Raw genomic sequence first — 25619 nt, forward strand, 5'->3', positions numbered from 1 at the left:
AACTATAGGGCACGAACCGTAGGCCGGGTCAGGCGTTAGCCGCCACCCGGCGTAACGGAGTCGATTTAACGCCCGGCGGCGCTATGCTTGCCGGGCCTACAACGACACGAACCCTATTAACTATTACTGCATCCCCAACACCCCCGGTAGCCACAGCGAAATGGCCGGGATATAGGTCACCATTGCCAGCACCACCAGCAGCATGGCGTAGAACGGCAGCATGGCGCGTACCACGGTCTCGATCTTCTGCTTGCTCACCGCGCTGGCGACAAACAGCACCGAGCCTACCGGCGGCGTGATCAGCCCGATCCCGAGATTAACCATCATGATCATCCCGAAGTGTACCGGATCGATCCCCAATGAGTTGGTCACCGGCAGCAGCACCGGGGTCAGGATCAGAATGATTGGCGCCATGTCCATAAGAGTGCCAATCAGCAGCAGCATGATATTGAGGTACATCAGAATGACGTACTTGTTATCCGACAGTGACGTGAAGAACTCGGTGATGCGCATCGGCAGCTGCATGTAGGTCATGACCGCACCAAACGCTGCCGCAAAACCAATCAGGATCATCACAATAGTGACGGTCTTTACCGTGCGGCACATCAGCTTCGGCAGCTCGTTCCACTTGTAGTCGCGGTAGATAAACATGGTCACGAAGAACGCCCACAGGCAGGCGACCGCCGCCGACTCGGTGGCGGTAAAGATCCCTGACAGGATGCCGCCGAGAATGATCACCACCGTCATCAGCCCCCACAGGGCATCAAGCAGGATCTTCAGCGCCTGCTTAAACGGGATCCGCTCCCCCTTCGGATAGCCACGCTTGCGGGCAAAGCCAAGGCAGAGCACCATCAGGCTTACGCCAAGCAGCAGCCCCGGCAGTACGCCAGCGATAAACAGGGTAGCGATAGAGACCGTGCCCCCCGCCGCCAGAGAGTAGATCACCGAGTTGTGGCTGGGCGGAATGAGGATGGCCTGCACCGAGCCGCTGGCGGTCACCGCCGCCGCGTACTCACGCGGGTAGCCCTTCTTTTCCATCTCCGGGATCATCACGCTGCCGATAGAGGCCGTGTCCGCTACCGACGAGCCGGAAATCGCACCGAAAAAGGTCGAGGCGACGATATTCACCAGCGACAGGCCGCCGCGAATAAAGCCGACAAAGACGTAGGCAAAGTTAACCAGACGCCGGGCGATACCCCCTTCCGCCATGATCGCGCCCGCCAGGATAAAGAACGGGATCGCCAGCAGGGTAAACTTGTTCACCCCGCTGGTGATCTGGATCATCAGCGCCTCAAGAGGCAGATCGATCCACAGCGCGCCCGCTACCGCACTTAGCCCAACGGCGAACGCCACCGGCATACCCAACGCCAGCAAGATGGCGAGGGTGAACAACAAAACAAACGCATCCATCTTTCACCCCTTAAGTATGGTTGCCGATCAGTACGACCGGTCGGTTTTCCTGCGAGCCAAACAGCAGGCGTTCGAGCACGAACAGGATCAGAATGGCCGACCCCAGCGGCAGCGGAAGATAGCTCTCCCCGGAGGTCAGGATGGGAAACTCAGCGACGGGCTGCTCCCATAGCTCAACGCAGAGCCAGTAGCTGTACCAGAAGATGATCAGGGAGATCCCCAGCATCAGCAGATCCACCACCCGAGCGCACAGGGTTTGCAGCGCGGCAGGCAGCCGGTCGGTAAGCATGTTCACCGCGATGTGTGACCCGGCGCGGTAGCTCACCGCCGCACCGATAAAGGTAAAGGTCACCATGCAGATAATGGCGATCGGCTCCGGCCAGGACTCGCCGCGGTTCAGCACGTAGCGCGAGAAGATGCCAATGGGGATCACGATGGTCATCACCAGCAGCGACAGGCCCGCCACGGCCATCGCAAGCAGGTAGAGACGGTCCATCCACTTCAGGTAGAGTTCGGACATACGTCCTCCACAAAACGGGTCTGATTTACTTAACGTCGGCGATGGCTTTCATCAGATCCTGATGCTTATCGCCATACTGGGCGCGCACCGGCTCTGTGGCTTTGATAAAGACCGATTTGTCGATGTCGTGGAACTGGACGCCGCCCGCCTTCATCTTGTCGAGCGCCTGCTGGTTATAGGCATTCCACAGCTTGCGCTGTTCAAACTGCGCTTCGCGGGCCAGGGTAAGGATTTTTTTCTGATCGTCAGCGCTGAGCTTGTCCCACTTCACTTTGGAGTAGAGCAGCATCTCTGGGGTGATGAAGTGGCCGCTGAGGGTGTAGTTTTTCGCCACCGGCATATAGTTATGGGCGACGAAGGTTGGCGGGTTGTTCTCTGCTCCGTCAATCACGCCGGTTTGCATGCCGCTGTAAACCTCGCTCACGCCCATCGCCACCGAGTTGGCCCCCATATCTTTCAGCGTAGCTAACGCTACCGGGCTACCCTGCACGCGGATCTTCTTGCCTTTCAGATCTTCCGGTTTGACGATCGGATCCTTGGTGATCAGGTTGCGGGTGCCGGAGTCCATCCAGCCGAGGAATACCAGTCGGGATTTCGGGTTGGCGGTGAGCTTGTCGCCGATCTGCTTGCCGATATCACCGTCGATAATTTTGTGCATGTGGTCTTCATCGCGGAAGACGTAGGGCAGCGTAAAGACTTCGATGTCCGGCAGGATCGCCGCCACCGGTGCCATGGAGACGCGGATGATGTCGATAGCGCCCATCTGCGCCTGCTCGATCATCTGCTTTTCATCCCCAAGCACGCCGCCGGGGAAGACTTTAATCTCCAGCTTGCCGTCGGTTTGCTGTTTCAATTTTTCGCCCATCTGCTCTACGGCCACCACGTTGGGATAACCCTGCGGATGAACATCGGCAGCTTTGATGGTTTGAGCGGCAACAGAGGAGGCAAAAGCAGTCAGGCACAGAGCGGCTAACAACGGCTTCAAGGTCGTTTTCATTGAGTCAACTCCAGGGTAGTGAGGTAAGCGGCAAACAGCGTTTTATTTTTACGCTTAAAAACTACACTACGCCCGGAGAAGCAGAGGTGAAGCGGTTCACAAAAGTAACAAGATTGTGAAACGGTGGTTCAATTATGTGACAACGGTAGTCCAAATGATGTTAATTAACGGTATTACTGCCCTTTACGTAACAGGTAACGATACGGCAACGCGTCTACCTGTTGAGCGACCAGTTCGTGCTCCATAAAGCGGCAAAAGCCGGGAATATCGCGCGTGGTAGCAGGATCGTCGGCGATAATCAGCAATGTCTCCCCAGCCTGCATGGTGCGTACGGTTTTGCGTACCATCATCACGGGTTCCGGGCAGCGCAGCCCCTGGGCGTCAAGCGTATGGTCTGGTGTAGTAAAGAGATCGGTCATTTTTAGCTCATCTAATCAAAAACCGCTGTAGTTTACGCCGCGATTTTCGCAAAGCAAACCAGGTTAACGATTGCGTGGATATTAACCATTGCAAAGTGGGTCTAAAGCAGTATGATGCGGCGGTTCAAATTGGGTTCCCTCACCCCAACTCATAAAAAGGTCACAATATGACGCAGTTCTCGCAATCTCAGCGCATGAAAGCGCTGTTCTGGCTATCGCTTTTTCATCTGCTGGTGATCACCTCCAGCAACTACCTGGTACAGCTGCCGATCTCGGTGTTTGGTTTCCATACCACCTGGGGCGCGTTTAGCTTTCCCTTTATTTTCCTCGCCACCGACCTGACCGTGCGTATTTTTGGCGCACCGCTCGCCCGGCGGATCATCTTTGCCGTCATGATCCCGGCGCTGATAATCTCCTATATCGTCTCGTCGCTGTTTTATATGGGCAGCTGGCAAGGCTTTGGCGCGCTGACCCACTTTAACCTGTTCGTTGCCCGTATCGCCGCCGCGAGCTTTATGGCGTACACCCTGGGGCAGATCCTCGACGTGCGCGTCTTTAACCGCCTGCGACAGAATCGCCGCTGGTGGCTCGCCCCGACTGTCTCTACGGTGTTCGGTAACGCCAGCGATACTATCGCCTTCTTCTTTATCGCCTTCTGGCGTAGCCCGGACGCGTTTATGGCCCAGCACTGGACCGAAATCGCGCTGGTGGACTACAGCTTTAAGGTGCTTATCAGCATTCTGTTCTTCCTGCCGATGTATGGCGTATTGCTGAATATGTGCCTGAAAAGACTGGCGGATAAATCTGAAATTTCGGCGTTGCAGGCCAGTTAAAGGTACGCCTCTTAACTTGTGATAAGATGGGCCTATGAGCCGTTTTGGCCGTTTATCGAAAGGAAGAAGTCAATGCGCAATCTGGTTAAGTACGTCGGGATTGGCCTGCTGGTATTAGGGCTGGCGGCCTGTGATAACAACGACACAAAAACGCCTGCACAGGGTGCCGCGCCGGAGAGTAACGCGACCGGCCAGCCGGTAAGCCTGCTCGACGGCAAGGTGACCTTCTCCCTGCCTGCCGACATGAGCGATCAGAGCGGCAAGCTGGGTACCCAGGCGAACAACATGCACGTCTACTCCGACGCCACCGGCCAGAAAGCGGTGATTGTGATCGTTGGCGATACCACCAATGAAGAGCTGCCGGTGCTGGCGAAACGTCTGGAAGACCAGCAGCGCAGCCGCGATCCGCAGCTGCAGGTGGTGACCAATAAATCCATCGAGGTGAAAGGTCACACGCTGCAGCAGTTGGACAGCATCATCTCCGCGAAAGGCCAGACCGCCTGGTCCTCCGTGGTGCTGGGCAAGGTTGATAGCAAGCTGCTGACCATTCAGGTGACGCTGCCGGCGGAAAACCAGCAGCAGGCGCAGAGCGCAGCAGAGAATATTATCAATACCATCGTGATTAACTAATTGTGTATAACGCCCGGCGGCGCGTTGCTTGCCGGGCCTACGATTCTGAAACGGTCTCCAACGGAGGCCGTTTTTTTAACTGCCACGCCAGCAGCAACGCTACCGCGACCAGCCCTGCCGCCGCAATATAGATTGACGAGACGCCAGTCCATGCCATCAGCAGCCCGGCCGCCGGCCCGGTGATGCCCAGGGCCAGATCCATAAACACCGTATAGGTTGCCAGCGCCGCTCCCTGGTTCTGCTGCGGCACCGCTTTAACCGCCACGACGCCCAGCGCCGGGAAGACCAGCGAGAACCCCGCGCCTGCCAGCAGCACGCCGACTTTCGCCATCCAGGGCGCAGAGGCAAGGCCGGTGAGCATTAATCCCAGCGTCTCCACCGCAAAGCAGATCAGCGCCACGTTGAGGCCACCCAAACGGCTGATGCTGTTAGGGAAAAAGAGCCGCGCGCCGATAAATGCACAGCTAAAGAGCGTTAGGGCAAAGGCCGCACCGTCCCAGCCTTTCGCATCGTAGAAAAGGGTAATAAAGGTGGCGATAACGCCGAACCCGGCAGAGCCCAGCGCCAGCGCCATGCCGTAGAGCCAGATGCGCCCCAGCACGTCGCGAAACGGCAGCGGCTTGCCTTTGGTTACCTTCACCGCCGGACGGGTCAGGGCAAAGAGAAACGCCACCAGCGCCACGGCCATGATGGTGAGAGACAGTCCGGTCAGGCCGACGTAGTGAAAGCAGAGCACGCCCAGGGGCGCACCGAGCGCCATCGCGCCATAGGAGGCGATGCCGTTCCAGGAGATAACCTTGCCGATGTGCAGCGATCCCACCGTACCGACGCCCCAGAGCGTGGAGCCAGTGCCGGCGAAGCTCTGACCCACGCCGAGGATCACCCTGCCGACGCAGAGCAGTGCCAGGCTGACGACGGGCCAGCCGCTGCCCATACTCGCCAGCAGGTAGCCGACGCCGCTCAGAAAGCAGCCACACAGGCCAAAAAGCACGATCTTTTTTGGTCCCAGGCTGTCGGCATAGCGCCCGGCATGGGGGCGGCTCAGGAGCGTGGCGAAATATTGCAGGCTGATCACCAGCCCCGCCCAGAAGGCGCTAAAGCCCATGACGTCGTGAACATAGCCCGGCAGTACGGCCAGCGGCAGACCAATAATGAAGTAGCTTGCGAAGTTAAATATCACAACGGAGATAATGCGCAGGTTGAGGCGCACTCCGCTTAGCGCCGGGTCGGCGACGGGTTCAGGCATCAAGCTCACCAGTTTTACAACGGTTCTTTACAGGAGTATTTCACTATTACCACGACGAGCCATGAAAATCAGCCCTCACAATAAGATTATCCGTCTTAAGCGAAGCCCCAACAAGGCACTACACTTAACGAGGATAGCGATAAAAGGAATTCAACATGCTCAACGTATTGCCTGAAAAATCCGGTGATAAAGCAGGACTGCACATTCTTGTCAAAATGGCCGCGCTGGTGATTATCCTCGCGGGTATTCATGCGGCGGCCGATATTATCGTCCAGCTTCTGCTGGCGCTCTTCTTTGCCATCGTTCTTAATCCTCTGGTCACCTGGTTTTTACGCCGCGGTATTAAACGCCCTCTCGCTATTACTATCGTAGTGGTAGTCATGCTAGTTGTGCTTACCGCCCTGTTTGGCGTGCTCGCCGCCTCGACAACCGACTTTATTAATCTGCTCCCAAAATATAACCGGGAGCTGACGCGTAAAATTGTCGCCCTACAGCACGCGCTGCCGTTTTTGAATCTGCATATCTCGCCGGAACGCATGCTGCAGCGCATGGACTCCGACAAAATGATGACCTTCGCTACCACGCTGATGGCCCAGCTCTCCAACGCCATGGCCAGCATCGTCCTGCTGGTGATGACGGTGGTGTTTATGCTGTTTGAAGTTCGCCACGTACCCTACAAGCTGCGCTTCGCGCTGAACAATCCGCAGATCCACATCGCGGGCCTGCACCGGGCGTTGAAAGGCGTCTCGCACTATCTGGCGCTCAAAACGCTTATTAGCCTGTGGACCGGGGTGATTATCTGGCTGGGGCTGCTGCTGCTGGATGTACAGTTTGCCCTGATGTGGGGGGTGCTGGCGTTTCTGCTGAACTACGTGCCCAATATCGGCTCCGTGCTGTCGGCCATCCCGCCGATGATCCAGGCGCTGCTGTTCAACGGCTATTATGAGTTTTTCATGGTCGGCGCGCTCTTCCTGGTCGTGCATATGCTGCTGGGCAACATTCTTGAGCCACGAATGATGGGTCACCGGCTGGGGATGTCCACGCTGGTGGTGTTCCTCTCGCTGCTGGTATGGGGATGGTTACTGGGACCGGTGGGCATGCTGCTCTCGGTGCCGCTCACCAGCGTGTGTAAAATCTGGATGGAAACCACCAAAGGCGGCAGCAAGCTGGCCATCCTGCTCGGCCCTGGCCGACCCAAGAGTAAGCTGCCAGGGTAGAGCACTTTCGCCAGCGGCTGCCTAAACCCGGTGAGCTTACTTCAGGTTTTCCGGGAAGTTTTCTGGCAGCTCGCTGGCCGCACAGTCAATGACGCTGTCGTTATTTGCCCCGCAGTCGCGAACAAAGGTGATGGTCGCGAACTCATCGATCACTTCTGTTGGGTAGGCAGGCCCCGCCTCGCGATAGGACTCCATCAGCGGAATATGATCGTTCTGGAAGCAGACGGTTTTTTCTGGATTGTTTATGACCCAGCGCGGGAAGAAGATCGTCCCATGGAACAGCCGGTCGCCGAGGTTAACAATCAGGCTAACGTCGGTCCCGGTCGGCTCGGTCCATGAAATTTTGTAGATGCTTTCACCCACCCGCACAATGTAGGCATGCTGATCTTTCACCCAGCGATTACCGACAATGCCGCTATGAATACGGTAGTCCAGCGTCGACGCGTTTTTCACATAAATCTCGTAATTCCAGCCGTTGTCGTAGGTGTAAACCAGGTGTTTACCGACAAAACCACTCAGATCGTGTTTATCAAAGCTGCTCATTTTTTACCTCCTTCATGTGATAGAGATAGCGTACCGCTGCAAATTATGGATTAATAACGCTGATTTTGGATAAAATTAATCAACTTTTTAGATAAATTATGCATAAGACAACGCTGGAGCAGTGGTCACTGCTGGAAAAAGTTATTGAACTAGGCAGCTTTGCCAAAGCCGCCGAAGAGACGCATCGCAGCCAGTCATCGGTGAGCTACAACCTGGCGCTATTGCAAGAGCGTTTAGGCATCGCGCTGCTCGTACCGGAGGGCCGCCGCGCCGTGTTAACGCCTGCCGGAGAACTGCTGTTAACTCAGGTTAAGCCCCTGCTGAAGGCATTTGCCTATGTTGAAACGCGGGCCTCATCCTTGCGCAACGGTATGCGCACCCGCCTTGATTTGGTGGTCGACAGCATCTTTCCACGCAGCCATCTGTTCGCCATTTTGCGTCAGTTTCAGCAGCGCTATCCCCAGACGCAGGTACATCTCACTGAAGCTCAGGAAAACGTTGCCCTACCCGCGCATACGGAAGCCGACGTGATGATCCTGCCGCGTCGTCAGGATATGACCGGACGCGGGGAGTGGCTGATGAACGTAGACTTTATCGCCGTGGCTCATCGCGATCATCCCCTCTTTGCGTTGAATATATTGAATGACGAAACCCTCGCGGCCTGGCCGCTGATCCGCATCGCTGGGAGTGACAGCGCGCAGCAGTCCACCAGCGAAGCCTGGACCTTCTCGACCATTGATGCCGCGATTGACGCAGTGATGTATCAGGTGGGGTACGGCTGGCTACCGGAAGAGCGGATCCGCGAGCAGCTGGAGGCGGGGGTCTTAAAAACGCTGCCCCTCGGCCACGGTGTGCGCCGCGCTACGCCCCTGCACCTGATTGTAAAGAAAGACTTAATGCCTCTCGATGAGCAGGTTGAGACATTGCTTAAACTCCTGACCTCTGCAAAGTAGCGTCTATGCTTAACGTTCGATAACGACATCTACGGGAGCGAGCAATGAAGATTGATTTAACGGGCAAAGTTGCGCTGGTGACCGCCTCCACCGCCGGGATTGGTTTTGCGATCGCGCGCGGGCTGGCTGAGAGCGGTGCGGAAGTGATCCTCAACGGCCGCAGCCAGGAGAGCGTGAACCAGGGCATTCAGCAGCTACAGCAGGCGGTGCCGGGCGTAGAGGTGCGGGCCACCATCGCCGATCTCAGCACCCCCGAAGGCGTTGAATCGGTACTGAAAACCGCCGCGTCCGTGGATATTCTGGTCAACAACGCAGGTATCTATGGCCCGTCCGATTTCAGCACCACCGACGACGCCACCTGGGATAATTACTGGCAAACCAATGTTATGTCCGGCGTTCGCCTGGCGCGTGCCCTGCTGCCGGGAATGGTGAAGAAGGGCTGGGGCCGGGTGGTCTTTATCTCTTCCGAATCAGCGCTTAACATTCCGGCGGACATGATCCACTACGGCGTAACCAAAACGGCGCAGCTCTCCCTGGCGCGCGGGCTGGCAAAATACGTGGCGGGCAGCGGCGTGACGGTCAACAGCGTGCTGCCAGGCCCGACGCTTTCCGACGGTTTTGCCGCCATGATGCAGAGCGAAATAGACAAAACCGGTAAATCGCTGGAGACGGTCGCCACTGAGTTTGTGAAAGCCAACCGTCCCACCTCGGTGATCCAGCGGGCCGCCACGGTGGATGAAGTCGCCAATATGGTGGTCTACGTCTGCTCAACCCAGGCATCGGCGACCTCCGGCGCGGCACTGCGCGTCGACGGTGGCGTGGTAGACGATATTGTATAACCAGCGTGGAGAAGCGTTATGCCTATGAAAATCTCACGCTGTGTGCTGGCCGCCCTGCTCTTCAGCGGGACGGCTGCGGCAGCAGAGTACGGTGAACACCTGGAGGGTTTTAACTACCCCTGGGAACTCAAAAAGTTTGATTTTCAGTCGCAAAAACAGCCGCTCAGCATGGGCTATATGGATCTTCAGGCGGATAAGCCCAACGGTCACACTGTCGTGCTTCTGCACGGCAAAAACTTCTGCGCTGCCACCTGGGAGGAGACAATCCGCGTCCTGCACGAGGCCGGGTATCGCGTCGTTGCCCCGGATCAGATTGGCTTCTGCACCTCTAGCAAGCCGGCCAGCTATCAGTACAGTTTCCAGCAGCTGGCAAGTAATACCCACCAGCTGCTCGACTCGCTGGGGATTAAGAAGGCCACTATTATCGGTCACTCCACAGGTGGGATGCTGGCTACCCGCTATGCCCTGATGTACCCCCAGCAGACCGAGAAGCTGGTGATGGTCAACCCCATCGGCCTTGAGGACTGGAAAGCCAAAGGCGTGCCCTACCGCAGCGTTGACGAGTGGTATCAGCGGGAGCTAAAAACCAGCGCCCAGAGCATCAAAGCCTATGAGCAGAAGACCTACTACATGGGCAACTGGAAGCCGGAGTATGACAAGTGGGTCGATATGCTGGCCGGGCTGAGCAACGGGCCGGGCAAGGAGCGCGTGGCGTGGAACTCCGCCCTGCTCTACGACATGATTGCCACCCAGCCGGTGGTCTATGAGTTTAAAGATCTGCGGGTACCGACAACGCTGTTTATCGGCACCGGGGATACGACCGCCCCTGGCAGCGATACCGCTCCGCCGGAGGTCAAAAAGGCCGTGGGTAACTATAGCGTGCTGGGTAAAGAGGCCGCGAAACAGATCCCCGGCGCAACGCTGGTTGAGTTTGACGGCATGGGCCACGCCCCGCAAATGGAAGATCCGGCGCGCTTTCACGAGGCGCTGCTGAAGGATTTACGATCGTAGCCTGGAGCAGGTGATTTAAGGGAGCATACTATGTTTTTTATCTGGACGCTGATACCCGCTCTGTACGTGATAGCGCGGTTTATTCTGCCGCTGTCGCTGCCGATGTGGGTACGCGCAGGATTGGCGCTGCTGCTGCTGGTGGCGGGTGAGTTCCACCTGCTGGGCAAGCTGTTCTTCGGCAGTATGTTCTCTCCCGAATGGCCAGAACCGGTGATGATCGCCCAGGGCTGGCTGTTTGGTTCCATCGTCATGCTTGCCGGGCTGCTGCTGGTGCGTGACATCATTGGCCTGCTGATCACGTGGCTGCTACGTAAGCGCCTGCCGCAAACCGCCTCCGGCGTAGCGCTCATGGTGGTCGCTCTGGTGCTGTCGGGAATTGGCGTGAAGCAGGCAATTGAGATCCCAGCGGTGCGCACCGTCGAGGTAAACATTGCCGATCTGCCACCCGCCTTTGAGGGCTTCAAGATTGTCCAGCTGACGGATATCCACGCCAGCCGCCTGCTGCCGAAGGCCTGGGTTGAGCAGGTGGTGGAAAAGGCCAACCGGCTCAGCCCTGACCTGGTGGTGCTGACCGGCGATATGTCCGACGGCACGGTGGATCGCCGCTTCAAGGACGTCGAGCCACTCTCCCGACTGCAGGCCAAAAGCGGTCTTTATGCCATCACCGGCAACCATGAGTACTACTTTGACTACGCCCAGTGGATGCAAATTTATCAGCAGCTGAAGATCCCTTTTCTGCAAAATAGTCACGTACGCATAACACGTGGCGATGCGTCGATTGTGCTGGCGGGCGTTAACGACGAGGCGGCCCAGCGCGTAGGGGAAACTGGCCCGGATCTTGACCAAGCCCTGGCAGGCGTTCGTCCTGACGACAGCATCATTCTTCTCGATCACCGTCCCGGTTCGGCACGCGATAACGCTAAGCACAACGTGAAGCTGCAGCTCTCTGGCCACACCCACGGGGGAATGATCCGCGGTCTGGATCTGTTAGTCAGTCCGGCAAATAACGGTTTTGTCTCAGGGCGCTACCAGGTCGACAATATGGCACTCTACGTCAGCAACGGCACGGGCCTGTGGAACGGCTTTCCGCTACGACTGGGTCACCCGTCGGAGATCACCGAGCTGATCCTGCACCGCAGCGCGGCGCGGTGACCGTTATAAAATTGTAACAATGATTCCTTAGTCTGATGGCGTCACCTTACTCTCTGGTAAACAAAGGACGCCGTCGTGAGCAGACCGTTAAAATCCCTATTCAAAAAAGAACATAGCGAAGAGATCAGTAACCGCAGCGCCAACCCGGTATTTTCCGACGTGGCGAACGTCTTTCTCTCCCGTCGCCGTCTGCTGCAGATGGGCGTGGTAGCGGGCGCGGCGGTCTCTTTTCCGCTGCTGGTCAAACCCGAGTCGGCCTTTGCCGCGGTTAGCCGCCCTTCCGCGCTGGCTAAGGCGGTCTCGCTGGGGTTCACCAGCATTCCGGTCTCTTCCGAAGATACGGTGATTGTGCCAGAGGGCTATATCGCGCGGCCGTTCTATCGCTGGGGCGAGCCGGTGGGTCTGAAGGACGCGATGCCTGCGTTCAAAACCGACGGCAGCAATACCACCGACGAGCAGGCTGCCCAGGCAGGCATGCACCATGACGGCATGGCGTGGTTTAGCCTGCCGCAGGGCGGAAACAGTCCCGATCATGGCCTGCTGGCGATGAACCATGAATATATTGATAACGGGATGCTGTTCAAGGATGGCGACGCCAACTGGGATCTCGACAAGGCCCGCAAGGGACAAAACGCGATGGGCATCTCGGTTATCGAAGTGCAGAAGCGCGGCGATGACTGGCAGGTGGTGCGCCCCTCCTCATTCGCCCGCCGCATCACCGTTAACACCCCGATGCAGCTCACCGGCCCGGCGCGCCATCAGCCGCTGATGAAAACCGCCGCCGATCCGCAGGGTGAGCAGGTGCTGGGCACCATGCAGAACTGCGCCAACGGCCACACGCCGTGGGGAACCTACCTCACCTGCGAAGAGAACTGGTCCGATATTTTTGTGAAGAAGGCGGATCGTAATGCGCTGGAGAAGCGCTACGGCATCGCCGACAGCGATGACTCCTACCGATGGAACGAAGTGGACGAACGCTTCAGCGTGGATAAGACTCCGAACGAGCCGAACCGCTTTGGCTGGGTCGTCGAGATCGACCCTTACGATCCGAACTCCACGCCGCGCAAACATACGGCACTGGGTCGCTTCAAGCACGAAGGTGCGATGGTCACCCTCGCCGCAGACAATCGTGTAGTGGTCTATATGGGCGACGACCAGAAGTTTGAGTACATCTACAAGTTTGTCTCGGACAAAAAGTACGATCCGGCCAACCGCCAATCCAGCATGGATCTGCTTACCTCCGGCACGCTCTACGTGGCGAAATTTAACGAGGACGGCAGCGGCAGCTGGCTCCCGCTGGTCTTTGGCGAGAACGGTCTGGATCAGAGCCACGGCTTCGAAAGCCAGGGCGATCTGCTGATCAAAACCCGTCTGGCTGCGGACGTCGTGGGCGCAACCAAGATGGATCGCCCGGAGTGGATCACCGTCGATCCGAACACTCCCGGCAGCGTCTACTGCACCCTGACCAACAACAACGATCGCGGCAAAGAGGGCAAGGCCCCGGTCGACGCCGCCAACCCGCGTGCCAACAACCAGTTTGGTCATATCATGCACTGGCTGGAAGAGAACAACGATCCGGCGTCAGGGCGTTTCCAGTGGGATATTCTGGTGATGGCGGGCCGCACCGACGGCAACGATCCGCAGGCCAAAGGCTCCATGCAAGGAGCCGCGTTTGGTAGCCCGGATGGGCTCTCTTTCGACCATCGCGGCGTGCTGTGGATCCAGACCGACGTCTCCTCCAGCACCATCAACCAGAAAGCCTACGCCGATATGGGTAACAACCAGATGGTAGCCACCATTCCGGGCACCAACGAGTATCGCCGCTTCCTTACCGGACCGCGCGGCTGCGAGATCACCGGCATCGCCTTTACCCCCGATAACCGGACGCTGTTTATTAATATTCAGCACCCTGGCGAAGTGGGCGACGGGATTACCGATCCCGCGAACCCGCGCGCGGTATCGAACTGGCCGGATGCCGATCCGCACGGTCGCCCGCGTTCCTCTACAGTGGTGATCGTGAAGGCCGACGGCGGGCTGATAGGAAGCTAAGACCGTCCCTGCGCTTTCTCTAACAGCTGTACCTGAACGCATTTAATTCCAGATGTGGCAACATGTCTGGAATTTTTACCCTTTTCTTCCATAAGACTTTCAATATGAAATTTATGTATGCTACGTATTTTTTAAACATCTACAAATAAGCATTCCAGTTGAAATAGAAAGAGGCCCAAACTCAATAGTATTTATTGGCTCCGCTGCAAGGGTGATATGAGCAAATCCCAAAGATACTCACTCGCACCATTGAAAGTAAGCTTAGTTTTCTGCTGTAGCCCTCCATAACTTAACCCCATAGGTACGAAAAACAACGACTGATTATCATGATCAATTGATAAAGAGTCGTGCATCGTATTTTCAGGGGCGCTTTCATCACTTGTATAAGTAATCCCTTTACCGAAAAAACCACCTGAACTTAGTCTTATTCCACATTTAGCAACAGCTTTACCCTCACGGTAGATTACACAACCAAAAGCATTATGATCAATTGAAATAAAACGTGTATCAATCCCATCATTCCTGGCTTTCAATTCTGTAAGCGAAAGCTTAAAAAATCTTTTTATATATATCAACGCTTCGTCAAGGAATTTATCTTTATCAACATCAGTAAAATTTTTGGCCAGCCTCAAGTTACTTGATCGAGGATTGTCTATCGAAGAAATATTAGGATCAATAAAATTAACGGGTGAAGATTTTGGTTCCTCCCATTTTCCGTGGTTATTTTTTGTAAGGGATTGCAGTGTCTTACGCAATTGCTGAACCACATTAAGATAAGCATCGTCTTTATCAGGCCATTTTGACAAAGGCACACCATCACGCGGCACAGCAAGGAGCGTGCTGAAAGGAGCATTAGCTATCTGCCAGTCGCATGGCCGCAAAATAACTGGAATAACCTCACACTTTCCTTGCGCACGTAGCTGCATAGCACGCTGAACTTCAATATCAAAGCAATATGCAGAAGCCAGAAAATGAGGACTTACCAATAACAATACAACGTCTGCATTCTCAAGTTCTACGTCAATACTGGCATCAATTTCAGCACCAGCAAGAATACGTCTATCATGCCATACGTCGATTGTCCCCTCACGCTTTAGCATAGCAAGATGGACCTCTAACTCCTCACGATAATGCTCATCTTTATGAGAATAGGAAAGAAACACACTAACCATAGTTGATCCCTCTGATAGCAATAATCAGATTATAGTTAACCTTCATGAAACGAGTTTGAAAAAACCTATACTTCCTTGTTCCCTTTGATATCCCAGCCAGATTGGGTTTCTGCACCTTTACCGCCGCTTGCGGATTGCTCCCAGTACTGAGTTTTAACCTTGGAAGCCTGAAACTGATATGACAGGCCAATCAGGTCTCGATTAGTGGTTCCGTTAAAAACCACATTGGTGATCAAGACGTCTTCGAGAGTAATACGACAGTATTCAATTTGACTGCCACCGGCTTTACATACAGAAAGCTCTACTTTATTCATATGCTTTCCAAGAGAGACATAGCGCATGATAGCGGGCGTAGCTTTGTCTATATGTGTCAGAACAGAGAGATCGCGGTACTGAACCTTCCCAGCGCCGCCACCGCCGCCAATGCCCATATTCCCAGGCTGACTGGCACCCCATGTAAACGAGTCAATATTAATCCAGCCCTTATGATTGCTATCCTGCGACTCACCTGTAATACCATCAATTTTTAAGAATAGATCAGTACTCATAGTCGGTCCTTTTTCTTTCCCTTAGCAAGCCAATCTGTTTAAATAAACGTATTAGAAGATTTGATGACACAATGATACCGCTATGGACTACTGGAAACCACACAGATTTGCTGACTACTTTTTAACAATGGCGATTGCGGAGGCGAATCATTTGCTTAGCAATGCTATACAACTCTCTTTCATTCACCTCAAAAATGGTTTCACTCGTTTACAGTTTCAGGATGATGTTAAATCCTTTATTAATGCTCAACTTAATATAATCCGAGCTGGAGCGCCTGATGACGAGTGTCAGGAATGCATTCAAAATTTAAAAAAAGAAAACGAATACCTTGCCATTCAGGACACAATGCTACGTGCTGGAACAGCTGCAGTTCATGCATCGGTTGAGTTGGTTAAAAATGGAGATATCTGGGGTTATGTAATCAATGGTGTTGGGGTTGTGTTAAGTGGACTACAGGTCATAGCAGGTTTTTCTATCTTTAGCGCTTCATTTGCAACTGGCGCAATCATAGGAACGGCATTTGGCGGCATGCTAATTTTACATGGGCTTAATGGCGTCCAGGAGTCAGTTGAAAATATTGTATATGGGAAAAATGATAGCGAAGGGTTACTAAAGCAAGGCTATGTAGCTTCAGCAAAATTCCTTGGGTTTGATCAAAAAGTAGGGCAGATTGCCTACAGCTCAATGGATTTAGCCCTATCTGTCTACGGTATTGTCAGACTTATACAGAAACCCGAAGCCTGGAGACTTTTTTATTATCTTAATTCAGATTATGTACGCGGCATTAAAGAAATGAGCAGAAATGAGTTGTTCATTGAAGTTTATAATGATGGAATGACCATCAAATCAATTACTGACACCTATAATGAATGACCATGCTTTTTCATAAAGCGATATGCTTTATACGCTGGTTTTAGAGGAGTAAATATATATACTATGCCATATCCAATAACCAATGTTATTGAATAAGATACGAGATTTTGTTGCGTACCATTGTATATAGTATAAATTAACCCTGCAAAAAGTATCAGCATAATTATTGCAGATGCGATAAAACGTTTTTTTAACTGAGAGAGCAACCAAGGATACGGATAGCCATCCTTCTCCGTGTGTTGGCGAATAGAAAAAACCTCTTTCTCCGTAAATCCTTCTTTTAAAAGCATTTTTTCAATCTCCACCTTGTTCATATTGTTCCTCTACTCATTGACTAATTCATCCTTCAATTATACCTGACTATCTGTACTTACTACAAATAAAAAAACTAACGCCTTCAACATCTAAAATATTTAAATTGCTTAACTCGTCAGCAACACTTTTAAATAGATTGCGTTTATTTAAAAAAAAGGCAATTCTATTCAGACTTTATTTATACTAACCGTCTGTTTAATAGCATAAAGGTGCTCCCCTACATGGACATATCTTTCAAAGCGGACATCATTCCCCTTGTTTCAGCGGCAGTGGCGCTCGTCTCCCTGTTCGTGGCAACCCGCTCGCTGGCGCAGAGTAAGCTCAGCGCCCGCCTGGCTAGCTACAATGCACGCGGTAGCTATGATGTTTTCCTGACAAAAGAGAGCTGGCTTAAACGCTATTTTGGCAATGTAAATCATCAGGTCAAAATTTATAGTTCAGTGATGTCTGGCACCATAGATTTTGATTATGAGATCAATATCGTGGCGAAAAACGGCGGTATTTACCGGGCGCAGCTTTTTGAAAATATTGAAAAGCGCGAGTACATTGGGATTGGCACCACTGGCCCTGCGTTAAGAACCGCCATCCCTAAGCACAGCCCGCCCAAACAATATGCTAATCAAGGCCGGGTATCTTTTTATGGTACGCCGCTCTTTCCCTACTTTTCTGCGGCAGGCCGCGAGGGTGATGTCGATGAACAGGATGCCATCCAGCTTAACCGCTATCATCAGTATATTGAGATTACGGATTTTTGTGGCAACACCGAGATGTGGTATCTGGCGTTTTCACTGCACCTTTCCAACCAGGAAGGTGACTTTAATAAAGTGCATGGGTGGAGAGTGCTCGCTAAAAACAGTACGCCTTATAAATACTATAGGTTCTCCGATGCCACTATCGTCTCCCCTAAAGACCTGCCGAAAAATCTGGATGCGGCACTGACCCCGCAGCAAACGCTGGAAGAGATCAGAGGGAGTGAAGAGTCATGGCAGCCCTCAGCGCAGCTAAGCGAGGATGGCTGGGAGGCGATGAATAATAAACTCAAGCTCTATGAGATGCGGGAGTACTATCATTTCATGAGAAGGATTAAGGAAAATTTAGCGTAAAGAAAAAGCCGATGGCATCGCTGCCATCGGCTTTTTTCACGTCTGATGCAATCAGGCGTTGTGCAGCTGCTGCCCGCAGGCCATCACGCTTGCCAGCAGAACTTTTACGTCTTCCAGACACACGACAGGGTTGAGCAGGGTCAGCTTCAGGCAGGTGACGCCGTCCGCTTCCGTTACGCCCACATTCGCTGCCCCGGAGGCCAGCAACGCATCGCCGATACGCTGGTTCAGCAACGCAACGCCTGCGGTATCGCCGTTTTCCGGACGGAAACGGAACAGCACGCTAGCCAGCTGCGGCTGCATGACCAGCTCCAGCTGCGGCTGATCAACCACAAACTGCGCTACCTGCTGCGCCAGGGTCACGCCGTTATCAATGATTTCGGCGTACTGTTTTTTACCCAGCGCTTCCAGGCCCATCCACAGCTTCAGGGCATCGAAACGGCGAGTGGTCTGCAGAGACTTGGAGACCAGGTTCGGCACGCCCTGCTCTTCATCGAAATCAGAGTTCAGGTACGCCGCCTGATAACGCATCAGCTGATAGTGACGCGCATCTTTCAGCAGGAACGCGCCACAGCTGATGGTCTGGAAGAACTGCTTGTGGAAGTCCAGCGTGACGGAGTCCGCGAGTTCCAGGCCGTTCAGGAAGTGACGATACTTCTCAGACAGCAGCAGTGCGCCACCCCAGGCCGCATCCACGTGCACCCAGATCTGCTCTTCAGCGGCCAGTGCGGCGATGTCAGCTAACGGATCGATCGCGCCCGCATCGGTCGTCCCGGCGGTGGCAACAATGGCCATCACCTGCTCGCCGTTGGCTTTCGCCTGAGCCAGCTTCGCTTTAAGATCGTTGAGATCCATACGCGAGAATTGATCGGTTTTCACCAGCGTCACGGACTGGTAGCCCAGCCCCATCAGTGCCATGTTCTTCTGCACGGAGAAGTGCGCGTTTTCAGAACATAACACTTTCATTTTGCTGAGATTACCGGTCAGACCGTGCTGCTGAACGGAGTGCCCCTGACGCGCGAAAAAGGCATCGCGCGCCAGCATCAGGCCCATCAGGTTGCTCTGCGTACCGCCACTGGTAAAGACCCCAGCGTCGCCCGCTGTGTAACCGACCTGCTCGCGCAGCCACTCAATCAGCTTGATCTCAATGATGGTCGCCGACGGGCTCTGATCCCAGGAGTCCATGCTCTGGTTGGTGGCGTTGATCAGCACTTCCGCCGCCTGGCTAATCACCAGGCTCGGGCAGTGCAGATGCGCCACGCACTGCGGATGGTGCACCGAGAGGCTGTCCTTGAGGAAATACTCAACGGCACGCTCAATGGCGGCCTGGTTGCCCAGGCCTTCAGCGCTAAACTCTAAATTGATGCGCTCACGCAGTTCCGCAACGGTTTTGCCCTGATACATCTCAGGCTGCTTGAGCCACTGCACCACCGCTTGCGTGCTCTGCTCAATGGCATCCTGATAGGCGGCAATACTCTGCGCGGAACCAGAGAGAATCGGATTTAAATCAGACATGTGCTCACGTGCTCCGATTAAACTGGCTTCACGCCCGCGCTCAGCAGCGCATTTTCAAATTTATCGAGGAAGATCCCCAGCTCTTCTTTGCTGATCAGCAGCGAAGGCAGCAGACGCAGTACGCAGCCACCACGGCCGCCGCGCTCAAGGATCAGGCCCGCTTCGAAGCATTTTTTCTGCAGCAGTGCAGAGAGATCGCCATCCGCCGGGTAGCAGCCCATATGATCCTGCGCTTCCTGCGGTTTAACGATCTCAATACCGATCATCAGACCCAGACCGCGTACGTGGCCGATAACCGGGAAGCGTTTCTGCATCTCAGCCAGCTGGCCCTTCAGCCATTCACCCTGCTCAGCCACTTTATCGGCAATACGCTCTTCTTTCAGGATCTTAAGCGTGGTGAGGCCGGTGGCCATCGCCAGCTGGTTGCCACGGAACGTACCAGTATGGTGACCCGGTGCCCAGGCGTCGAACTGCTTTTTAATGCCCAGCACGGCCAGCGGTAAACCGCCGCCTACCGCTTTGGACATCACGATAATATCTGGCTCGATACCAGCGTGCTCGAAGGCAAAGAATTTACCGGTACGGGCAAAGCCCGCCTGAACTTCGTCAAGGATCAGCAGAATGCCATGTTCCTGCGTGACTTTACGGATGCGTTGCAGCCACTCGGCCGGAGCCGGGTTTACGCCGCCCTCGCCCTGCACAGCTTCGAGGATCACAGCAGCAGGTTTACGCACGCCGCTCTCAACGTCGTTGATCAGGTTTTCGAAGTAGTAGGTCAGCGCTTTCACACCGGCTTCGCCACCGATGCCCAGCGGGCAGCGGTACTGGTGCGGGTAAGGCATAAACTGCACTTCCGGCATCATGCCGTTAACCGCTTCTTTCGGCGACAGGTTACCGGTTACGGAGAGCGCGCCATGCGTCATGCCGTGATACCCACCGGAGAAGCTGATCACGCCAGAACGGCCGGTCACTTTTTTCGCCAGCTTCAGCGCCGCTTCAACGGCATCCGCGCCGGAAGGGCCGGTGAATTGCAGGCAGTACTCTTTGCCCTGACCCGGCAGCAGTGAGAGCAGATAAGCAGAGAACTCATCTTTTAACGGCGTGGTCAGGTCAAGCGTATGTAACGGTAAGCCACTGGTAAGGACGCTTTGGATGCTTTGGATCACCTCAGGGTGATTATGGCCCAGCGCCAGCGTTCCGGCACCTGCAAGACAGTCTAGGTATTGTTTATTATCTGCATCGGTGATCCAGACGCCCTGCGCTTTGGTAATTGCTAATGGCAATTTACGCGGATAGCTTCTGACGTTGGATTCGAACTCAGCCTGTCTGGCGAGAAGGGTCTCATTGCTTTGCGGGAATGAATCAGCATTCAAAGAATCAATACGGACTTTATCCGTCATCATATCTCTCCTACAACCTGGAGTTGTTTCAACACCGGTTGAATAAGGGTTTAAGGGGGGTAAAAATCGCGGCTAATATATGTGTTTTCAGCAGCGGACTCAATCTTTTATTTTTTATAAGCTTTTATGTAAATTCCTATAAAAATCAATGACAAAAAATGTTTTCACACCGGTTTGACATAAACGTTAAAGAAAATATCGATTCAACGGGTTAAATCACTTACTATGCCCGCGTTTAAAATCCCAAACCTATAAGGAAGACTTTATTTAACTATTCATGCGATCCCACCCCGGCAACCTGTGAGAGGCAATGAGAGCAGGTTCCTGAGTTTTAAGTAGAAATGTTCGCGGGCGGACATTTCGTAAGGTGAAGACCCCTTCCCTTATGCCGAAATGAAAATTTTCATGCCATACCGATATGGCGCCCTGATATGAGATTGTTATGACTCACACTTATCCACACATCATCGTCGCCAAATTTGGCGGAACCAGCGTTGCTGACTTTGACGCGATGAGCCGCAGTGCCACCCTCGTTCTTGCTGATAAAAACGTTCGTCTGGTTGTATTGTCTGCCTCCGCAGGCGTGACCAACCTGTTAGTCGAACTCGCTTCCGGTCTGGAAAGCCCCGTTCGGCTGGACAAAATTGCGACCCTGCGCGTCCTGCAATACAACATTATTTCACGCCTGAAACAGCCAGACGCCATTGGTCAGGAGATTGACCGTTTGCTCGACAACATTAGCCGCCTGGCTGAAGATGCTGTCGATTCCCCTTCAGCCGCGCTGTGCGATGAGCTGGTCAGCCATGGAGAGATGATGTCCTCCCTGCTGTTTGTGGAGGTCTTGCGTGAACGTGAAGAAGTCGAGACGCAGTGGTTTGATGCCCGCAAAGTCATTCGCACCGATGATACGTTTGGCTGCGCACTACCGGCCATTGACGCCATTGCCGAGCAGGCGGAAAAACGCTTACGCCCGCGTATTGCTCAGGCGCTGATAGTGACCCAAGGCTTTATTGGCAGCGATGCGGCGGGGCATACCACCACTCTGGGTCGCGGCGGCAGTGACTACACCGCCTCCCTGCTGGCCGAAGCGCTCAATGCCTCGCGTGTGGATATCTGGACCGATGTGGCCGGGATCTATACCACCGATCCGCGAATTGTGGCCCAGGCAAAGCGTATTGATACCCTGTCGTTCTCCGAAGCCAGAGAGATGGCCACCCTGGGAGCCAAAGTGCTGCACCCGGCGACGCTGCTCCCCGCCATCCGCAAGAACATTCCGGTATTCGTCGGGGCCAGCAACAATGCGTCAGCGGGCGGCACGCTGGTTCTCCGCGATGCGCTGGAACCCTCGCGCTATCGCGCCCTGGCCATGCGCCGTCAGCAGACGCTGTTGACGTTATCCAGCCTTGACGCGCAGCCGACACACCGCTTTTTAGCCGAGACGTTTGGCATTTTATCGCGCCATGAAACGGCCATCGACCTGGTGACCACCTCGGAGACGAGCATCGCGCTGATCCTCAACTCCACCGGCTCCACCTCTGGCGAGGCCGATACGCTGACTACCGCCCTGCTCACCGAGCTGTCGTCGCACTGCCACGTTGAGATCGAGACCGGGCTGGCGCTCGTCTCGCTGATTGGTAATGGGCTGGCGAAGGAAGCTGCGGTGTGCAAAGAGGTCTTTGCCGAGCTGGAGACGCACGCCGTACGTATGATTTGCCACGGGGCGTCCAACCAAAGCCTCTGCTTCCTGCTGCCGGCAGCATCCGCAGACAGCGCGGTGAAAGCGTTACATCGCAGCCTGCTGGAATAAGCGCGTTAGTTTTGCTCTGCAAGCGCCTGTGCACAGGCCCAGGCGCTTGACCATGCCCACTGGAAGTTATATCCCCCCAGCCAGCCGGTCACGTCCATCACCTCGCCGATAAAGTACAATCCCGGCACGTTACGCGCCTCCATCGTACGCGATGAGAGTTCATGCGTATCGACGCCGCCGAGCGTCACTTCCGCCGTACGGTAGCCCTCGGTGCCGTTGGGCTGCACGCGCCAGCGGGTAAGGTTATCCACCAGAGCCTGCTGTTCACGGCTGTTAAGCTGCTTCAGGGTCACGTCCGGGATCTGCCCGAGCTGCTGTAGACACTCAATGAGCCGTTTCGGCAGCTGCATCGCCAGGGTGTTTTTCAGGCTCTGGTTCGGATGAGCGGCGCGCTGGTCGTTAAGGAACGCATCCAGATCGCACTCCGGCAGCATGTTGATGGTAACGAACTCACCGGGCTGCCAGTAGCTGGAGATTTGCAGCACCGCCGGGCCGGAGAGGCCACGATGGGTGAAGAGCAGGCTCTCACGAAACACGGTTCCGTCTTCTGCGGTAATGGTGGAGGGCACCGACACGCCGGAGAGGAGCGACAGCTGCTCCAGCAGCGGTTTGTGCAGGGTGAACGGCACCAGTCCCGCCCGTGTTGGCAGCACCTTCAGGCCAAACTGCTCGGCAATTTTATAGCCAAACGGCGATGCGCCCAGGCCCGGCATCGACAGGCCGCCGCTGGCGATCACCAGCTTGTGAGTTATGACGCTTTCCCCGTTGAGCTGTAGCGTATAGCCTGCGTCGTCGCGGGTGACGTCAAGCACTTCGCTGCGCAGACGGGTGGTGACATTGCCCTTTGTGCATTCTGCCACCAGCAGATCAACAATCTGCTGCGCGGAGTCATCGCAGAAAAGTTGACCCAGCGTCTTCTCATGCCACGCAATACCGTGCTTGCCGACCAGATCGATGAAATCCCACTGGGTATAGCGCGCCAGTGCAGATTTGCAAAAATGCGGGTTTTGGCTCAGATAGGCCGCAGGCTCGACATAAAGGTTAGTAAAGTTGCAGCGACCGCCGCCAGACATAAGAATTTTACGTCCGGGTTTCTTACCATTGTCCAGCAACAGTACCCGGCAGCCCGCCTGTCCAGCTATCGCCGCACAGAACATCCCCGCCGCGCCGGCCCCAATGATAACGGCATCAAACCTTTCCACACTGCATTCCTCTTCGCTAATCCGGCGCGGATTGTAAATTTTATGCGGTGGTCGCACCAGCGCAAATGGTGGAGAAAATGGTCATTTCGTTGAAATTTATGACATAATTATTTACGTACCGTTACAGGCGCAGGATAAATATCAAAAAAAAGCTATATTTCACTTTGCCCCCGCCGCGAATGTCCATGATAATGCGCGGCGTTCATGACCTCAAAAATGGCGTAACGTCCTATGTTACATTTGTTTGCTGGCCTGGATCTTCATACCGGGTTGTTATTACTCCTTGCTCTGGGTTTTGTGCTGTTCTACGAAGCGATTAACGGCTTCCATGACACAGCGAACGCAGTGGCAACCGTGATCTATACTCGCGCATTACGCTCGCAGATAGCGGTCGTCATGGCGGCACTCTTCAACTTCTTTGGCGTTCTGCTTGGCGGCCTGAGCGTAGCCTATGCCATCGTGCATATGTTACCGACGGATCTGCTGTTGAACGTTGGCTCTGCACACGGCCTTGCCATGGTCTTCTCCATGCTGCTGGCTGCCATCATCTGGAACCTGGGTACCTGGTACTTTGGTCTTCCAGCCTCCAGTTCACACACCCTGATCGGGGCAATCATCGGGATTGGTTTAACCAACGCGCTGATGACCGGTACCTCGCTGGTGGATGCGCTGAACGTGCCGAAGGTCATCAACATCTTCGCCTCGCTGATCCTGTCGCCGATTGTCGGCCTGGTCTTCGCGGGCGGGCTGGTGTTTATCCTCCGTCGCTACTGGAGCAACACCAAGAAACGCGCCCGCATTCACCTCACTCCAGCCGAGCGTGAAAAGCAGGACGGCAAGAAAAAGCCGCCGTTCTGGACGCGTATCGCCCTGATCCTCTCTGCTATCGGCGTGGCCTTCTCTCACGGCGCGAACGACGGTCAGAAAGGCATTGGTTTGATTATGCTGGTCTTGATTGGCGTTGCCCCGGCAGGCTTCGTGGTGAACATGAATGCCTCCGGCTACGACATTACCCGTACCCGCGACGCGGTAAACAACGTCGAGATCTGGTTCCAACAGCATCCCGATCTGCTGCTGAAGGCAACCGGAGCCGATCCGGTTATCCCAACGCCAGAGCAGACCGTAGGCCCTAACGGCGAGTTCCACTGTCATGCAGGCCGTGCCGTGGTAGCGCTGGATCGTGCTAAAGCGATGCTCACCAATATCGAAAGCTATGACAAGCTGCCGATTGAGCAGCGCAGCCAGCTGCGCCGCATCATGCTGTGCATCTCTGATATCACCGATAAGGTTGCCAAACAGCCGGAAGTCAGCGCTGACGACCAGCGTCTGCTGAAAAAGCTGAAAGGCGATATGCTGAGCACTATCGAGTATGCCCCGGTGTGGATCATCATGGCGGTGGCGCTGGCGCTGGGCCTGGGTACAATGATTGGCTGGCGTCGTGTCGCGACGACTATCGGTGAGAAGATTGGTAAGAAAGGCATGACCTATGCGCAGGGCATGTCGGCCCAGCTCACCTCTGCCGTCTCTATCGGCCTGGCGAGCTATACCGGGATGCCGGTGTCGACCACCCACGTGCTCTCCTCGTCAGTGGCGGGAACGATGATCGTGGACGGCGGCGGTCTGCAGCGTAAAACCGTGACCAACATCCTGATGGCCTGGGTGCTGACCCTGCCGGCAGCGATTTTCCTCTCCGGCGCGCTGTACTGGGTTGCGCTGCACCTGATTTAATCGGCTGCATAACGCCGGGTGGCGCTACGCTAACCCGGCCTACAAATTGCACTAACCTGTAGGCCCGGCAAGCAACGCGCCGCCGGGCAAAAATAAACAAAAAGCGGGCTACGATGGCCCGCTTTTTTTATATCTC

24 protein-coding genes are annotated in these 25619 nt (G+C 54.8%); 12 read left to right on the forward strand and 12 right to left on the reverse strand.

Translation table 11 applies throughout. The features are described 5' to 3' along the window. Positions 1-123 precede the first annotated feature (123 nt). From EV102420_RS15085 to tusA, 4 genes are all read right to left on the reverse strand, one after another. Positions 124-1410: a TRAP transporter large permease gene (locus tag EV102420_RS15085; protein WP_042393228.1), complete on the reverse strand. Its 1287-nt coding sequence runs from the start codon at positions 1408-1410 to the stop codon at positions 124-126. A gap of 10 nt (positions 1411-1420) precedes the next feature. After that, positions 1421-1930, reverse strand: coding sequence for a TRAP transporter small permease (locus tag EV102420_RS15090; RefSeq protein ID WP_042393230.1), 510 nt, complete (start codon positions 1928-1930; stop codon positions 1421-1423). Between the two features lie 25 nt (positions 1931-1955). Next, on the reverse strand, positions 1956-2927 hold the full coding sequence (locus EV102420_RS15095; protein WP_042393232.1) for a TRAP transporter substrate-binding protein: 972 nt from the start codon (positions 2925-2927) through the stop codon (positions 1956-1958). A 173-nt stretch (positions 2928-3100) separates the two neighbouring features. After that, complete coding sequence (tusA, locus tag EV102420_RS15100; protein ID WP_042393234.1) at positions 3101-3346, reverse strand: sulfurtransferase TusA; 246 nt, start codon at positions 3344-3346, stop codon at positions 3101-3103. Positions 3347-3513: 167 nt separating this feature from the next. On the opposite strand from tusA, the gene EV102420_RS15105 reads away from it, so the two are divergent. Beyond that, a complete protein-coding gene (locus tag EV102420_RS15105; RefSeq protein ID WP_042393241.1) occupies positions 3514-4179 on the forward strand; it encodes a 7-cyano-7-deazaguanine/7-aminomethyl-7-deazaguanine transporter in 666 nt (221 codons plus the stop codon). A 72-nt stretch (positions 4180-4251) separates the two neighbouring features. Further along, positions 4252-4809 carry a DcrB family lipoprotein gene (locus EV102420_RS15110; RefSeq protein ID WP_042393243.1) on the forward strand — a complete coding sequence of 186 codons (558 nt, stop codon included), beginning with the start codon at positions 4252-4254 and terminating at the stop codon, positions 4807-4809. Between the two features lie 37 nt (positions 4810-4846). Here EV102420_RS15110 and EV102420_RS15115 read toward each other — a convergent pair whose 3' ends face one another. Beyond that, the gene (locus EV102420_RS15115; protein WP_042393245.1) at positions 4847-6055 is read right to left on the reverse strand and encodes an MFS transporter; all 1209 of its coding nucleotides are present in this window, start codon (positions 6053-6055) and stop codon (positions 4847-4849) included. A 155-nt stretch (positions 6056-6210) separates the two neighbouring features. On the opposite strand from EV102420_RS15115, the gene EV102420_RS15120 reads away from it, so the two are divergent. Beyond that, positions 6211-7272: an AI-2E family transporter gene (locus EV102420_RS15120; protein WP_042393247.1), complete on the forward strand. Its 1062-nt coding sequence runs from the start codon at positions 6211-6213 to the stop codon at positions 7270-7272. Positions 7273-7308: 36 nt separating this feature from the next. Here EV102420_RS15120 and EV102420_RS15125 read toward each other — a convergent pair whose 3' ends face one another. Next, complete coding sequence (locus EV102420_RS15125) at positions 7309-7815, reverse strand: phenolic acid decarboxylase (protein WP_042393249.1); 507 nt, start codon at positions 7813-7815, stop codon at positions 7309-7311. Positions 7816-7913: 98 nt separating this feature from the next. On the opposite strand from EV102420_RS15125, the gene EV102420_RS15130 reads away from it, so the two are divergent. The 5 genes from EV102420_RS15130 (at position 7914) to EV102420_RS15150 (ending at position 13819) form a co-directional block, all read left to right on the forward strand. Continuing rightward, positions 7914-8768 carry a LysR family transcriptional regulator gene (locus EV102420_RS15130; protein WP_042393251.1) on the forward strand — a complete coding sequence of 285 codons (855 nt, stop codon included), beginning with the start codon at positions 7914-7916 and terminating at the stop codon, positions 8766-8768. 44 nt (positions 8769-8812) lie between these two features. Then, on the forward strand, positions 8813-9607 hold the full coding sequence (locus EV102420_RS15135) for an SDR family NAD(P)-dependent oxidoreductase (protein ID WP_042393253.1): 795 nt from the start codon (positions 8813-8815) through the stop codon (positions 9605-9607). Between the two features lie 18 nt (positions 9608-9625). Further along, positions 9626-10618: an alpha/beta fold hydrolase gene (locus EV102420_RS15140; RefSeq protein ID WP_042393255.1), complete on the forward strand. Its 993-nt coding sequence runs from the start codon at positions 9626-9628 to the stop codon at positions 10616-10618. 30 nt (positions 10619-10648) lie between these two features. Further along, positions 10649-11770 (forward strand): metallophosphoesterase, encoded by a 1122-nt coding sequence (locus EV102420_RS15145; protein WP_042393257.1) that lies wholly within the window; start codon positions 10649-10651, stop codon positions 11768-11770. Between the two features lie 75 nt (positions 11771-11845). After that, positions 11846-13819 (forward strand): PhoX family protein, encoded by a 1974-nt coding sequence (locus EV102420_RS15150; RefSeq protein WP_042393258.1) that lies wholly within the window; start codon positions 11846-11848, stop codon positions 13817-13819. A 191-nt stretch (positions 13820-14010) separates the two neighbouring features. Here EV102420_RS15150 and EV102420_RS15155 read toward each other — a convergent pair whose 3' ends face one another. Continuing rightward, on the reverse strand, positions 14011-14991 hold the full coding sequence (locus tag EV102420_RS15155) for a toll/interleukin-1 receptor domain-containing protein (RefSeq protein ID WP_042393259.1): 981 nt from the start codon (positions 14989-14991) through the stop codon (positions 14011-14013). Positions 14992-15056: 65 nt separating this feature from the next. Next, positions 15057-15539, reverse strand: a complete 483-nt coding sequence (locus tag EV102420_RS15160; RefSeq protein WP_042393262.1) for an Hcp family type VI secretion system effector — start codon at positions 15537-15539, stop codon at positions 15057-15059. Positions 15540-15621: 82 nt separating this feature from the next. On the opposite strand from EV102420_RS15160, the gene EV102420_RS15165 reads away from it, so the two are divergent. Next, positions 15622-16413: a DUF4225 domain-containing protein gene (locus EV102420_RS15165; protein ID WP_042393264.1), complete on the forward strand. Its 792-nt coding sequence runs from the start codon at positions 15622-15624 to the stop codon at positions 16411-16413. Here EV102420_RS15165 and EV102420_RS15170 read toward each other — a convergent pair. Further along, positions 16401-16727: a hypothetical protein gene (locus EV102420_RS15170; protein ID WP_042393267.1), complete on the reverse strand. Its 327-nt coding sequence runs from the start codon at positions 16725-16727 to the stop codon at positions 16401-16403. The genes EV102420_RS15165 and EV102420_RS15170 overlap by 13 nt on opposite strands. Before the next feature lie 222 nt (positions 16728-16949). Here EV102420_RS15170 and EV102420_RS15175 point away from each other — a divergent pair, with 222 nt between their 5' ends. After that, positions 16950-17831: a hypothetical protein gene (locus tag EV102420_RS15175; RefSeq protein ID WP_042393269.1), complete on the forward strand. Its 882-nt coding sequence runs from the start codon at positions 16950-16952 to the stop codon at positions 17829-17831. 51 nt (positions 17832-17882) lie between these two features. Here the strand turns inward: EV102420_RS15175 and EV102420_RS15180 are convergent, their stop codons facing one another. Beyond that, positions 17883-19346, reverse strand: a complete 1464-nt coding sequence (locus EV102420_RS15180; protein ID WP_042393271.1) for a pyridoxal phosphate-dependent decarboxylase family protein — start codon at positions 19344-19346, stop codon at positions 17883-17885. A gap of 17 nt (positions 19347-19363) precedes the next feature. Then, a complete protein-coding gene (locus EV102420_RS15185; RefSeq protein ID WP_042393274.1) occupies positions 19364-20749 on the reverse strand; it encodes a diaminobutyrate--2-oxoglutarate transaminase in 1386 nt (461 codons plus the stop codon). A gap of 439 nt (positions 20750-21188) precedes the next feature. On the opposite strand from EV102420_RS15185, the gene lysC reads away from it, so the two are divergent. Beyond that, a complete protein-coding gene (gene lysC, locus EV102420_RS15190) occupies positions 21189-22553 on the forward strand; it encodes a lysine-sensitive aspartokinase 3 (protein WP_042393276.1) in 1365 nt (454 codons plus the stop codon). 5 nt (positions 22554-22558) lie between these two features. Here lysC and EV102420_RS15195 read toward each other — a convergent pair whose 3' ends face one another. Beyond that, positions 22559-23755 (reverse strand): BaiN/RdsA family NAD(P)/FAD-dependent oxidoreductase, encoded by a 1197-nt coding sequence (locus EV102420_RS15195; protein WP_042393278.1) that lies wholly within the window; start codon positions 23753-23755, stop codon positions 22559-22561. A gap of 231 nt (positions 23756-23986) precedes the next feature. Between EV102420_RS15195 and pitA the strand changes: the two genes are divergently transcribed. Continuing rightward, complete coding sequence (gene pitA / locus EV102420_RS15200) at positions 23987-25483, forward strand: inorganic phosphate transporter PitA (protein WP_042393281.1); 1497 nt, start codon at positions 23987-23989, stop codon at positions 25481-25483. Positions 25484-25619: the final 136 nt, after the last annotated feature.

The organism is Pseudescherichia vulneris NBRC 102420 (genome assembly GCF_000759795.1).
Classification (GTDB): domain Bacteria; phylum Pseudomonadota; class Gammaproteobacteria; order Enterobacterales; family Enterobacteriaceae; genus Pseudescherichia; species Pseudescherichia vulneris.